The sequence below is a fragment of the Xanthomonas euroxanthea genome, assembly GCF_903989455.1.
GTDB lineage: Bacteria > Pseudomonadota > Gammaproteobacteria > Xanthomonadales > Xanthomonadaceae > Xanthomonas > Xanthomonas euroxanthea.
In genome coordinates, this window is record NZ_LR861803.1 from 398280 (window position 1) to 410501 (window position 12222).

Annotated in this window: 12 protein-coding genes; 5 read left to right on the forward strand and 7 right to left on the reverse strand. The window is 64.1% G+C overall.

Annotated features, from left to right (window positions below; translation table 11 throughout):
• The first annotated feature begins 147 nt into the window (after window positions 1-147).
• Both H7A86_RS01675 and H7A86_RS01680 read left to right on the forward strand, forming a co-directional pair.
• Entirely contained in the window at window positions 148-1131 is a 984-nt protein-coding gene (locus H7A86_RS01675) for a DUF1852 domain-containing protein (protein WP_119130251.1), read from the forward strand.
• A gap of 28 nt (window positions 1132-1159) precedes the next feature.
• A complete protein-coding gene (locus H7A86_RS01680) occupies window positions 1160-2191 on the forward strand; it encodes a methionine synthase (protein WP_119130253.1) in 1032 nt (343 codons plus the stop codon).
• A gap of 152 nt (window positions 2192-2343) precedes the next feature.
• Here H7A86_RS01680 and H7A86_RS01685 read toward each other — a convergent pair whose 3' ends face one another.
• Both H7A86_RS01685 and H7A86_RS01690 read right to left on the reverse strand, forming a co-directional pair.
• On the reverse strand, window positions 2344-3771 hold the full coding sequence (locus tag H7A86_RS01685; RefSeq protein WP_119130254.1) for an OprO/OprP family phosphate-selective porin: 1428 nt from the start codon (window positions 3769-3771) through the stop codon (window positions 2344-2346).
• Between the two features lie 535 nt (window positions 3772-4306).
• Window positions 4307-5194, reverse strand: coding sequence for an SDR family oxidoreductase (locus tag H7A86_RS01690; protein ID WP_119130256.1), 888 nt, complete (start codon window positions 5192-5194; stop codon window positions 4307-4309).
• 134 nt (window positions 5195-5328) lie between these two features.
• Between H7A86_RS01690 and H7A86_RS01695 the strand changes: the two genes are divergently transcribed.
• The 3 genes from H7A86_RS01695 to H7A86_RS01705 all read left to right on the forward strand — a co-directional run bounded on the left by H7A86_RS01695 (window position 5329) and on the right by H7A86_RS01705 (window position 8920).
• Entirely contained in the window at window positions 5329-5763 is a 435-nt protein-coding gene (locus H7A86_RS01695; RefSeq protein WP_104583885.1) for a winged helix-turn-helix transcriptional regulator, read from the forward strand.
• Between the two features lie 563 nt (window positions 5764-6326).
• Window positions 6327-6824, forward strand: coding sequence for a hypothetical protein (locus H7A86_RS01700; protein WP_115675703.1), 498 nt, complete (start codon window positions 6327-6329; stop codon window positions 6822-6824).
• Window positions 6824-8920 carry a methyl-accepting chemotaxis protein gene (locus tag H7A86_RS01705; RefSeq protein ID WP_180708113.1) on the forward strand — a complete coding sequence of 699 codons (2097 nt, stop codon included), beginning with the start codon at window positions 6824-6826 and terminating at the stop codon, window positions 8918-8920. The genes H7A86_RS01700 and H7A86_RS01705 overlap by 1 nt, the downstream gene beginning before the upstream one ends.
• Before the next feature lie 213 nt (window positions 8921-9133).
• Here the strand turns inward: H7A86_RS01705 and H7A86_RS01710 are convergent, their stop codons facing one another.
• The 5 genes from H7A86_RS01710 to H7A86_RS01730 form a co-directional block, all read right to left on the reverse strand.
• Entirely contained in the window at window positions 9134-9514 is a 381-nt protein-coding gene (locus tag H7A86_RS01710) for a YfeK family protein (RefSeq protein WP_232099191.1), read from the reverse strand.
• Between the two features lie 160 nt (window positions 9515-9674).
• Entirely contained in the window at window positions 9675-9857 is a 183-nt protein-coding gene (locus H7A86_RS01715; protein WP_180496860.1) for a hypothetical protein, read from the reverse strand.
• 300 nt (window positions 9858-10157) lie between these two features.
• On the reverse strand, window positions 10158-10949 hold the full coding sequence (locus tag H7A86_RS01720; RefSeq protein WP_119130258.1) for a hypothetical protein: 792 nt from the start codon (window positions 10947-10949) through the stop codon (window positions 10158-10160).
• Window positions 10950-11350: 401 nt separating this feature from the next.
• Window positions 11351-11743 (reverse strand): hypothetical protein, encoded by a 393-nt coding sequence (locus H7A86_RS01725; RefSeq protein WP_147421292.1) that lies wholly within the window; start codon window positions 11741-11743, stop codon window positions 11351-11353.
• A gap of 57 nt (window positions 11744-11800) precedes the next feature.
• Window positions 11801-12130 carry a hypothetical protein gene (locus H7A86_RS01730; RefSeq protein WP_119130262.1) on the reverse strand — a complete coding sequence of 110 codons (330 nt, stop codon included), beginning with the start codon at window positions 12128-12130 and terminating at the stop codon, window positions 11801-11803.
• Window positions 12131-12222 lie beyond the last annotated feature (92 nt).

Consider the following 12222-nt stretch of genomic DNA (forward strand, 5'->3'; position numbering starts at 1 on the left):
CTCGGCGGGCCGCCATACCCGTGCCGGCCACAGGATCGGTGGGTGATTGCCCGCCGGTCCGGAGTGGCGGCATCCACCCGGCGGGTATCCATACCTGCGCCGAGACCTGCGCTCGTATTCAACTCGGAAACAAGGCGTCAGCTTGCAATGACTCAAGAATTCACCTTCAGCATCAACAGCGTCCGGTTTGACGAGGACTACCGTCCCGCGGCCAATACGCGCAACACGACCAACTTTGCCAACCTGGCCAGAGGGCAGCGTCGGCAGGAAAACCTGCGCAACACGCTTGCGATGATCGACAACCGCTGCAACGACCTGGCGCATTGGGATAACCCCGGGCGCGACCGCTACGCTGTCGAGCTGGACATCATCTCGGTCCAGATGCACATCGATGCGCGCGAACACAGCGATGCCTTTCCGCTGATCGAGATCCTGAAGCCCAGCATCCTCGACAAGACCACCGGCGCGCGCATCGAGGGCATTGCAGGGAACAATTTTTCCTCCTACGTGCGCGACTACGATTTCAGCGTGCTGCTGCCAGCGCACAATCAGGATGCGTCCGGCTTCAGCATCCCGGACGATTTCGGCAGCCTGCACGGAACGCTGTTCAAGCACTTCGTGGACTCGGACGCCTACACGGCGCGCTTCACCAAACCGCCGGTCATCTGCATCAGCGTCTCCACCAGCAGGGTCTACCATCGAACCGGAAACCGGCACCCCATCCTGGGCATCGAATACCGGCAGGACGACTTCTCCTTGACCGATCGGTATTTCGCCAAGATGGGCCTGCAGGTGCGCTATTTCATGCCGCCGAACAGCGTTGCCCCGCTGGCTTTTTACTTTATCGGCGACCTGCTCAACGACTACACCAATCTGGAGCTGATCGGCACCATCAGCACCATGGAGACGTTCCAGAAGATCTACCGCCCGGAGATCTACAACGCCAATTCCGCGGCAGGGGCCATCTACCAGCCGAGCCTGAAGCACCAGGATTATTCCGCTACCCAGATCGTCTACGACCGCGAAGAGCGCAGCCAGCTCGCGGTGACGCAGGGGAAATTCACCGAGGAGCACTTCATCAGGCCCTACGGGACGATGCTCGCGCAGTGGGCCTCCAGCCACGCTGTCTAATCAACAGGAACGCAAGACACCACTCATCATGACAAAGCTGCTCCCCACGTCTACCGCCGGTAGCCTGCCCAAGCCTTCCTGGCTCGCGCAGCCGGAAAAACTCTGGTCTCCCTGGAAGCTGCAGGACGAGGCACTGATCGAAGGCAAGCAGGACGCATTGCGCCTGTCGCTGCAGGAACAGCAGCATGCCGGCATCGATATCGTCAGTGATGGCGAGCAGACCCGCCAGCATTTCGTCACCACCTTCATCGAACACCTCAGCGGCGTCGATTTCGAAAAGCGCGAAACCGTCAGGATTCGCGATCGCTACGACGCCAGCGTGCCGACCGTGGTTGGCGCGGTCAGCCGCCCCAAGCCCGTCTTCGCGGACGATGCCAGGTTCCTGCGCCAGCAGACCCGGCAGCCGATCAAATGGGCGCTGCCCGGTCCAATGACGATGATCGACACCCTGTTTGATGCGCACTACAAAAGCCGCGAAAAGCTGGCATGGGAATTTGCCAAGATCCTCAATGAGGAAGCCAGGGAGCTCGAAGCGGCCGGCGTGGATATCATCCAGTTCGATGAGCCGGCCTTCAATGTCTTCTTCGACGAGGTCAACGACTGGGGGGTGGCCACCCTCGAACGCGCGGTCGAAGGGCTCAAGTGCGAGACCGCCGTCCATATCTGCTATGGCTACGGCATCAAGGCCAATACCGACTGGAAACAGACCCTGGGCTCGGAGTGGCGTCAGTACGAAGAGTCGTTTCCCAAGCTGCAGACATCGTCGATCGACATCATCTCGCTGGAGTGCCACAACTCGCACGTGCCGATCGATCTGATCGAACTGGTGCGCGGCAAGAAGGTGATGGTCGGGGCCATCGACGTGGCGAGCAATACCGTCGAAACACCGCAGGAGGTGGCCGAGACGCTGCGCAAGGCGCTTCGCTTTGTCGATGCCGACAAGCTCTACCCGTCCACCAACTGCGGGATGGCGCCGCTTGCCCGGGACGTCGCAAGGGGCAAGCTCAAGGCGCTCAGTGCAGGCGCAGAGATCATTCGTGGAGAGCTGGCAGCCCGCTAGCACGCCGGTGCCGGCACTGGATCGGCGATCAAGGCACCAGGGTCGATGCGAGTACCATCCTGCCAGCGTAACGGCCAGCCACGACCGGTGAAGCAACAACGAACAAGCCCCCGCATGCGGGGGCTTGTTCGTTTTCCATCGGCGGGCAGGGGTCAGTAATTGACCTGCAGCTGCAGCCGCAGCAGGTCGCCTTCCACCACCGGGTACGGCGCGGTGGTGACGTCGGTGCGCTTCATCTTCGAATAGGCGAACACCAGTTCCAGCGCATCCATCGGCTGCCACTCGACACCGGCTTCCACTTCGTCCAGGCGCATGCGCGGCGCATTGGTATCGAACTTGGAGCCGCCGCGGTAGGTCTGCCACTTCAGGTACGGCAGCAAGGTGCCGTAGCTGCCATCGTGCTTGTACATCGCCTGCACGTAACCGCCGCTCAGCGAACGGGTGCGGATGCGCCGCTGTTCCACATCCAGCTCCGGGCCGCGGCCCACCGTCCACTCGGCCTGCAGGCCGAACGGTTGCGGGTAGTAGATGATGTGCGCGGCCACGCGCTGGTCGGTGTAGCCGTTCGGGTCGGTGATGGCCGGGGTGAAACTGCGGCCACCGATGTTGACTGCTGCCGCGGTTGGCACGAAGCGGCCGCTGTAGGCGTCGGCACCCACTTCCAGATACTGGCCATTGGCGAACTTGAACGGGTAGGTGGCGTGCACCACTGCATGCATGCTGTCGTTGCGCTCGGCGCGGTTGGCGCCCTGGCCGTTGTACACGCCGGCACCGATCACGCCGTAGTCGCCCGAGCCCTTCAAGCCTGACTTGACCAGGTCCTGGAAGCGGCCCTTGGCCACGGTGGGGCTGTAATAGAACACCGCACCGATATCGCGTTCGTCGCGCAGGCCGGAGTTGAGCGCGTCGGCGCGGTCCAGCGTGAGACGGTTCTGGCTGGACTGCAGGTTCTCCCAGCCATACGGCATCTTCGACTGGCCCACACGCACGCGGTACTCGCGCTTCTTGTCGAAGTAGATGTCGGCATACGCATCGCGCAGCTGCGCGAAGTTGGAGGTGGTCGACCCGGTCGGCGTGCTCGCAAAGTCCGGCTGGAAGTACAGCGACACGTGCTCGTTGAGATCGCCGCTGAGCACCAGGCGCGCGCGGCGGATGCCCAGGCTCTGGTCGTTGCCAAGAAAGCGGTCACCGGGTGCGCGCAGATCCTGCGCGTCGCCGCCAATGCCCTGGTTGTAGCGGATCTGCGTGTAGCCGCGCAGGCTCAGCTTGTCGTACCACTTCTTGCCGGCTTCGCTGGCCTTGGCCGGCGCTGGTGCGGGCACGGGCGCAGGTGCGGCCTGGGCGATGGCGGTATCGGCTGGCACCGGTGCTGCGGGGGCGGCCGGCATCGCCGACGCCGGCAGCTTGCCATTCTCGTCCACCTGCACGAACTTACCCAGCTTGTCGCGGCCCGGGGCCGGCTCGGCGAAGATCTGCTTGGTCTTGCGGTCCACGTACAGCTCCAGCTCGGCAGCCAGCGTGCTGCCACTGGCGGTTGCGCTGAGGGCGCACAGGACGGTGGCGAGATTGCGTTTTTTCATGGGTCCGGCTCGTGCAAGGGAAACGGGTCGGCGACAGCATCAGGCCGGCGCTGCCCGGCGGGGCGGCGAACACGGCACCGGCACGCCACCAGGGCGACCGGTCGTCCTGACGGTGCGGCAATGCGTGCAGTTATATTTAGATTTGATGTCAGTTTGGTGACATCGGCAGCCTGCACGGCGCAAGGCTGTGTCAGCTGCGTGTCCGGCGCGTGTCAGTTGTGCGACGCACGGAAGGCGGGCCCATCGGCGCGCAGGTCGGGCGCCGGGGGCCTGTGGTGCCATGCTGGCACCAGGCCACGCAGGGCCACGCGGAGACGGTGAAGCAGGATGCGGGTGCCCGTGCAAGGCCGTAGCCGCACGCCGTACAGGACCGCGGCGCGGCGGTTGCCTTCTCTCGCGAGCGGGCGAGGGGGCGGTGAATCAGAGCGGGGCGAAGGCGGGTCGTCGCCCGCCTTCGCCGGATCACTCAATGCCTGGCAGGTTGCCGGGCTGGTGCTGCTGCAGGGTGTCGAGCAGCGCGATGCCAGGGCTCGCCTCAGCCGGCCGGCGCCGCCTGCAGTGCCGCCGCCACCGCATCGGGCAGCGACGTGGTCGGGCGGCCGATCAGCTGGCTCAGCGTGTGGCTGTCGTCGAACAGGCTGCCGCCACGCGAGGACGCCGAGCACTGCGCCAGCACCTGTGCGAAGGCGGCCGGCAGGCCGATCTGCGCCAACGCCGCCGCGTAGTCGGCTTCGGGCAGGTCGTGGTAGGCCACCGGCTTGCCGGACTGCCGCGCCACCTCGGCGGCGTACTCGGCCATCGTGAAGGCGGTATCGCCGGCCAGCTCGTAGACCTTGCCGGCCTGCGGCGTGTCGGCGGCCAGCACCGCTGCGGCGGCCTCGGCATAGTCGGCGCGCGTGGCCGCGCTGATCCGGCCCTCGCCGGCGCTGCCGATCACCGCGCCATGCGCCACTTCGGCCGCGATCGAACCGGTGTAGTTCTCGGTGTACCAGCCATTGCGCAGCAGCACATGCGGCACGCCGCTGTCGCGCAGCAGCGCTTCGGTGGTGACATGCTCGGGTGCCAGCGACAGCGTGCTGGTATCGGCGTGCAGCACGCTGGTGTAGGCCAGCAGGTCCACGCCGGCGCGCTTGGCCGCCTCGATCACGTTGCGGTGCTGCGGCACGCGCTCGCCCACCGCGTTGGACGACACCAATAGCACTCGGCCCACGCCCGCGAAGGCCTGGTTCAGGCTCTGCGGGTCCGCATAGTCGGCGCGACGCACGTTGATGTCGCGTTTTGCGAACTGCGCGAGTGACGCTGTATCGCGGGCCGTTGCTACGATCCGATCGGCCGGGACACGCGCCAGCAGTGCTTCGACCACCAATGCGCCCAGCTGCCCGCTGGCGCCGGTGACGAGGATCAGGGGGGAGGTGTGTGCCATGGTGAGCTCCAGTAGGTATTGATAAGAGGTGTGGTCTACTATCTAGACTCTTGGTCCGCGCACCTATTGTCAGTGCCGTTCAAACCTCCGCAAGGAGGCAGTTTTCCACCCCCTGGTTACCGTGAGATATCCCAGTGAACGCGATTGCTCTGTTTCCACCGCCGCCGTCCCTGCAAGGCATGCCGTTCGACGCCACCAAGTGCCCGGTGCGCGACGTGCTCGATCAGATCGGCGACAAATGGACCATGTTGATCCTGCTGACGCTGATCCCCGGTCCCTCCCGCTTCAGCGCCATCCAGCGCGCCGTGCCGGACATCTCCAAGCGGATGCTGACCCAGACCCTGCGCAACCTCGAGCGCAACGGCATGATCACCCGCAAGGTCTACGCAACCAAGCCGCCCAGCGTGGAATATGCCTTGTCCAAGCTCGGCGTGGCGCTGCTCGACCCGATCTCGCAGCTGCTCAACTGGGCAGGCGAAAACCATGCCGCCATCCGCTCCGCACGCGAACGCTTCGATCGTGCCCAGCAGGCTGCGGTTGCGCTGGATGCCGACGAAGCGATGGCATAGGCATCCGCCTGCCGTAATGAAGAGAAAGCTGGTGGCGCTGACTGCCAGGTGGGCCAGTCGGCGCGCTGGTTGATCGTCGGTGTGCGGGACAGGGATGCAGCAGTGGGCCGATGCCACGTTTGCCAAGGGCTGCCGTGCATTGGTGGCGCATCGGTCTCCCGTCCCCTCAAGCGCGGGTCAGCCCCGGCGAGGGCGTGTCGTGCGCCGCTGCTGTCGACAGGCGCAGTCCGGCGCGTGATCCACACCACGGGTGAGGGCATCACGGTCGCCTTACGCCAACAGCGAGCTGCCGCGTTGGCCGCTGCACACGTCGCCGCCGCCGTCTCTGCGGCACCGCCGGCACGCCGGTGCACCAATGGCAACTGTGAAATGGTGCTCACAAAATCCCGCGCCGGATAAACGCCCGATGGCGCCACCATCAGGGCCGCAGCCCGCAAACCCTTGCGGCATCAAGGGCCGGCCGCGCGCTATCAGCGCCATCGCTAATTTCAATCGCACGCCTGCTCAAGCGCATGCACCGGTATCCGATAAGGGCTCACCTGATCTCGTGAATCCGCCGCGCCATGCCTGTCTTCGGCACCTTGTCCGCCTCAACGCGACGCACCCTGGGCGCTGCCCTGCTCGCGCTATGGTGCGGCTGGATCGCCGTGGCCTGGACCACGCCACCTGCGCACGCCAACGACGTGGCAAGTGCGTGGACGCAGGTCCAGGCCAGCCTGCCGGCCGCGCAGCAGACGCCGATGCTGATCGGCGTCGCAGGCGCCTGTGCGTGTAGCGATCTGGCCGCTGATCGCGCCTGGGCCGTGCTCAGCAGCGCGGTGCGCGCGCGTGGCGGGCAGGTGCGCATGCTCGACACCCCTGCGTTGCGTGGCAGCGGCTATGCCGTGTGGCTGCTCGGCGCCGACGGCCAACCGCGCTATGCCGGCCCTGCAGATGGTGGCGCCGTGTGCGGCACGGCCGGCGCGGCGGAGTGGTCGCGCTGGTTACCCGATGTCCTGGCGCGCACCCCCGGTGCCGCGCTGGTGTCCCCTTGTCCTTGTGCCGTGGAGTCGCTGTCATGATGGAACTGTCCGCATCGGCACCGCCGACCTCCACCTACGCCACCCGCCTGGCGATCAAGGCCGACCGCTTGTTTCTGTGGCTGGCCGTGCTGCAGGGCATCGGCTCGCTGGGCCTGGCCTGGTACCAGGGCCAATGGACCACGTTTGTCGCCGTCACGCTGCCCAGCCTGTTGCTGATGGCCTGGCAAGTGCAGGCCAACCCCGGTACGCGCCTGACCCGCATCACCAATGCGCTGGTGCTGATGGCCCTGGTCGCGGCCACCATCCAGCAGGCGCATGGCCTGGTGGAAATGCACTTCGGTGTATTCGTGATCCTGGCGCTGCTGCTGTACTACCGCGACTGGCTGCCGGTGGTGGTCGCCGCAGGCGCCATCGCCGTGCATCACCTGGCGTTCTACTGGCTGCAGTCGCGTGGCATGCCGGTGCAGGCGTTCACTGTCGGCAGCGGCTTCGGCATCGTGGTGCTGCACGCCGGCTATGTGATCGTCGAAACCGCCTTCGTCTGCGTGATGGCGATTCAACTGCGCCGCCAGGTCGATGCCCTCGACCACGAGGCCGAGGCACTGGTCGAACTGGCCGACACCCTGGCCACCGGTGCGACCTTGCCGCCGGCCATCCTGCAGCAGCCCTTCCGCAGCGGCTCGCTGGCGCAGGCGCTGGTGCGCATGAGCGTGCAGGTGGAAGAGCGCATCGCCCAACAGCAGCAGCTGCTGCTGGAAAATCGCCGTATCCGCCTGGCGCTGGATGCATCGGCAATGGCCGTGGCCATCGTCGACGGGCAGGGCGCTGCCATCTATCGCAACCAGTCGTTCCAGCAACTGAGCACGCAGGTCGACACGCAGGTGCTGCACAGCGCACTGGCCGATGCGGTGCAGGCCGGGCATGACGCCGGCACCAGCAGGACGCGCGCGCTGGCGGCGCTGCAGCTGCAGGAAAACATCACCCCCGTCCGCGATCACGACGGCGCCTCGCTGGGCGTGGTGGTGGAGTGGCAGGACCGCACGCAGGACCTGGCATTGGAAGAACAGCTGGCCACCGTCATTGCACAGGCGACGCGTGGCGAGCTCGGCGCCCGTCTGCAGGGGCACGCCAGCGGCGGCACGCTCGGGCAGCTGGCCGAGGGCGTCAACCAGTTCCTCGCCATCACCGACGACAGCCTGCGGGACATGCGCCGCATGCTGGCGGCGATGTCGCGTGGTGATTTGTCGCAGCGCATCGATCGTCACTGCGAAGGCGTGTTCGAGCAGATGAAGCGCGACGCCAATGCCACCGCCGACGAGCTGGCGCGCATCATTGCGCAGATCCGCAGCTCCAGTACAGCCATCACTGACGCTGCCGGCCAGATCCTCACCCGCAACGATGCGCTGGAGCAGCAGGTGCAGCGGCAGTCAGCCACCCTGGGCCGTACCGCCACCCAGATGCAGGCCGTGCTCGGCACCATGCAGCAGCACACCGCGCAGGCGGCCGACGCCGACAAGCTCACCGCCGCCGCCTCCGAGGCCGCACGCAGTGGCGGCGACACCATGCACCAGGCGATGGGCACCATGCAGCAGATGGAACAGGCCTCGCGGCGCATCCAGGACATCGTCTCGGTCATCGACGGCATCGCCTTCCAGACCAATATCCTCGCCCTCAATGCCGCGGTCGAAGCCGCACGCGCCGGCGAAGAAGGCCGCGGCTTTGCCGTGGTCGCCGGCGAGGTGCGCGCGCTGGCCTTGCGCTCGTCCACCGCCGCCAGCCAGATCAAGACCCTGATCGGCGAATCGGCCACGCATATGCAGGCCGGCGTGCAGCAGGTGCGCCACGCAGGCGAGGGCATGCAGCACATCGTCGCCACCATCGGCCAGGTCAGCAGCACGCTCAGCAGGATCGCCACCGCCTCACAACAAGAGGCGGGCAGCATCGCGCAGGTGCATCACACCCTCGCCGGTGTGGATACGGACATGCGCGACGGCGTCACCCGCATGCAGGACGCCAGCGCCGCCGCACGCGCCATGGGCGACCATGCCGCGCAGCTGCAGGATGCAGTGAGTGCGTTTGTGGCCGACGAGCGCGATGGCAGCGCTGGTGCAGTGCAGCGGCTGCGCGTTGCCTGATCTACATCAGCGTATCTTCGGCGCGCGATAGCACCACGCGTCATCTTGCCTGATCGCTTGAGCTGACGCCGGGTTTTTCCAAGGCCGATGTTGCAACCATCGCCTTCGGCCTGCCGGTCCACAGAAACTGTCCAGCGGCGTTGCCAGCGCCTACAACAGGCGGCGCTGCAAGGCAGATGCCGCAGCGCAGGGCCTGATGCTGACGCCTGCCGACTACTTGCGTAGCTCGCGCAGCTTGCCGGTGAACCAGGATTGGCTCGCTACCGGCGCAGCATTGCCGCAACGCACCTGATACGGCTTGCCCGACACGCTGCTCTTGGTGGCGGCAAGTTCGATAAAGGACTCGGTGGACGTCACCAGTCCTTTTTTCTGCAGATACTCGTACTTGCGCTGCAGATGTTCGCTGGCTTTCGGCGCCGCGTACCACGACCCATTGCGCGAGAATTCGCAGTTGGATTGTTCAAGGACCCTGAAAAGCTGACCGACCTCGCGCGTGGTGGCGGGCGAAATCCCTTGGGCTGAAACCGATGCACAGACACCGAGCAGGAACACTGCAAGACACGATCTAATATTCATCGGCGAATGGTAGCGCATGAAGGTGCCTTGCCGACCGGCATCGAGGGGCGGTACCGAAACAGCTGCGGATCCGCTGCCAAGGCCGCATTTCACAGCGGTTAGCAGACGGTATCAACCTCGGCCCCAGCGGCACAGCGCAGTCGGCCTAGCGACATGCGCCTATCACCTGATGCCGGCGTCAGATGGCACCACGCCGACGCGCCAAGGCAATGCCGAAAACGGAGCCAAGCGAGAGACCCAGGCCGATGCCTTGAGCTAGGTTGCCCATTGCTCCCCCGAGGGCCGCCCCAAGGCCTGCGCCGATGGCAATGCTGGCGCCGACCAATTTGGAATAGAGCTTAGTATCTGCTGGTTTCAACATGAGCATTCCTTCGTTGATGGTTGAACCGATCCGCCTGGCGATGGCCCTGCACTGCGCAGGCGGTCACTGACACACACCACGGCCTTGATTTTAATGCCTTGGACTCGCATTGCAACACAGGAGCCTGCGCGCTGGGTCAGCGGCAGCGTGACGTCACGACATCCAAAAGGCCGATGTTTTACAGCAAGCGACGCGTCATTAGACGCCCGCTCAAGCGGGTGCAGAACCGTTAGGGAAGCGTTATCTAGCGAGCAAGGCCAGACCAGCGGCAACGCAACAATGGAGTTATCAGGAAGGATGCTAGACATCCGCCGGCGCGTATCGCAACAGCGTCGAACCCTCGAAGTAATTCCCGTAATACTCGCCCGCCCGCAAACCCGGGTTCGCCTCAAAATCGATGTAAGGCTCGGAGCAATGCGGGCAGCGGAAGGGATTGAGGTAGGCATAGCGCGACCCATCCGGCGCCGACGGCAGTGCATCTTCCAGCGCAGCAAGCGCTTCGGCATCCGGGTCGGACAGCGCTGCAGGGCTGCCAGGCAGATGGCTATCGACCGTGATGGTGTAGTTGCCAGACTCCGAGTAGAAGTATCCCGCGTTGCTAAAGCCGGCGTGGTAGGAGCGGATCAGGAAAGAACGCTTGCAATGGTCGCATTCGCAGGAAAGCACCACGTTGCTATTTGTGACCAAGCCGTTGAAGTGCAGCCCCCTGGCAAACAGTCCCTTGCCTGCAAGGGCGGAACTGTTGACGCTGGCACCCGGCAGGAAGAACGGCTGAAACCTGATCCCGGATGCCTTGCCGGTCGCAAATGCGTCCGGATCGAGCTGCTCGGTCTGCGAAATGACGCAGTCCGCCTGGCACCCGAGGTTGGGATGTACGCGAACCGAGAAGTGGAACCACCCGGTCGCAGCACCAAGTTCATGCCGGTGCACCTCTCCCGCCGAGTCGGCAAACTCCAGGATGCTATCGGCCTTCAACCACGCAGAAGGCTTGATCTCGCACGGAACATCGTTCTGGTCAACGCGACACAACTCCTGTCCATTGGCTCGAACGATCAGTAATGGAGCAGCTTTCTTCTTGAAGATGGAGAACATGCTTTCCTTGGCGGTAAGGCGTGACTAGGAGGTTGGATCGCTGGGCGACTGGACAGATTTTAAGGCTTTAGCTTCGCCTGCGGCGAGTCAAGGACCATGCCCATGAGAAGAGCAAGCAGACGCCGAAGAGCGTAAGCAGAAAAGCGGCAAGCCCCGCCCAGGACATGCCGAACAGCCAAAGGCCAGAATGACACGCGACCGGGTCTCTTGCGGTGGACGCAAAAGTGGCGCAGGGCGAAGGAGTTTTGGTGTGATGCCACCAGGTGAGCGTAACGGAAGCACCGAAGACCACCAGTAGCGCAGCCAATAGCCGAAGCGCCGATATCCAACCGGCGTCTTTGTTGATTTCGGATGTGTGCACATGTGCAGAGCGGCCTAACGCCTAAATGAGGTGTTGGGCCCTACCACCCCTGAGCCTGCGCAAATGATTCAAGTTGTTGCTGAATCTTGGCAGCTAGCTCCGGTGAGGTGTAGAACGCAAGGTCAGGGGCGTCCACATCATCCTTGAACGCAACCACCACCAAGCGCTCGCGTTTACCATTTAAGGTGGCCGAGAACTCCCAATTGCCCATTGTCTCAACCGGCAACGCATCGATTGATTCTTTGAGTGCGTCGGCGTCTAGATTGGTGCTGACAGAGCCAGACAACTCATGTAGGAATGGTCCAACCCCATCCTGATCGAAGCTCATGGAAGCTTCGGAGAGACCAGAGACGTCAATTTTTGGAGCGGATGCCGAGCAGGCTACGCCTGATGCGAAGAGGAGAAAAGCAAGGGCTGCAATGATCTTTCTCATAGGGCCTAATCGCTAGGTCAAGCCGACCCGCGACGTGGTTCCGGCCTGAGTGAATTGTCAGGCCGCATGCCGATACGTCACGGCTGCAAACCAAATGATTGCTGCAAGCGCAAGCATGACGACCCATCCTGATCTTTGATGGAACGGCACTGGGTTGCACCCGATCTGCGCTTCTGCCGCCGAAGCGTTAACAACCCAGCCGTGGGAGCAAACAGGACAACTGAGCTGGTACTGCTTGGAGATGACCCACCCGAAGAGATGGTAGAAGTGTCCGTACTTGTACTTGAGACGCAGTGTGAAGTCCTGCTTCTGCTCGCACCTCTGGCAGTACTCATGTTCTGCCAGGTCGAAGGTCAGCACCCGCTCGCCCCATCCCCAAAGAATCATCTGTCTCTCTCGAAATATGTCTAGCGGTCTAACAACTGGATTAAGCCAGCCCGCGAGGTGGATCCGGCTTGAATGAATTGCCAGGCGTCGCC

Excerpts from the sequence above, each read along its gene's own strand:
- H7A86_RS01675 (WP_119130251.1), top strand. The coding sequence starts at position 148 with ATGACTCAAGAATTCACCTTCAGCATCAACAGCGTCCGGTTTGACGAG.
- H7A86_RS01680 (WP_119130253.1), top strand. The coding sequence starts at position 1,160 with ATGACAAAGCTGCTCCCCACGTCTACCGCCGGTAGCCTGCCCAAGCCT.
- H7A86_RS01685 (WP_119130254.1), bottom strand. The coding sequence starts at position 3,771 with ATGAAAAAACGCAATCTCGCCACCGTCCTGTGCGCCCTCAGCGCAACC.
- H7A86_RS01690 (WP_119130256.1), bottom strand. The coding sequence starts at position 5,194 with ATGGCACACACCTCCCCCCTGATCCTCGTCACCGGCGCCAGCGGGCAG.
- H7A86_RS01700 (WP_115675703.1), top strand. The coding sequence starts at position 6,327 with ATGCCTGTCTTCGGCACCTTGTCCGCCTCAACGCGACGCACCCTGGGC.
- H7A86_RS01705 (WP_180708113.1), top strand. The coding sequence starts at position 6,824 with ATGGAACTGTCCGCATCGGCACCGCCGACCTCCACCTACGCCACCCGC.
- H7A86_RS01710 (WP_232099191.1), bottom strand. The coding sequence starts at position 9,514 with ATGCGCTACCATTCGCCGATGAATATTAGATCGTGTCTTGCAGTGTTC.
- H7A86_RS01715 (WP_180496860.1), bottom strand. The coding sequence starts at position 9,857 with ATGTTGAAACCAGCAGATACTAAGCTCTATTCCAAATTGGTCGGCGCC.
- H7A86_RS01720 (WP_119130258.1), bottom strand. The coding sequence starts at position 10,949 with ATGTTCTCCATCTTCAAGAAGAAAGCTGCTCCATTACTGATCGTTCGA.
- H7A86_RS01725 (WP_147421292.1), bottom strand. The coding sequence starts at position 11,743 with ATGAGAAAGATCATTGCAGCCCTTGCTTTTCTCCTCTTCGCATCAGGC.
- H7A86_RS01730 (WP_119130262.1), bottom strand. The coding sequence starts at position 12,130 with ATGATTCTTTGGGGATGGGGCGAGCGGGTGCTGACCTTCGACCTGGCA.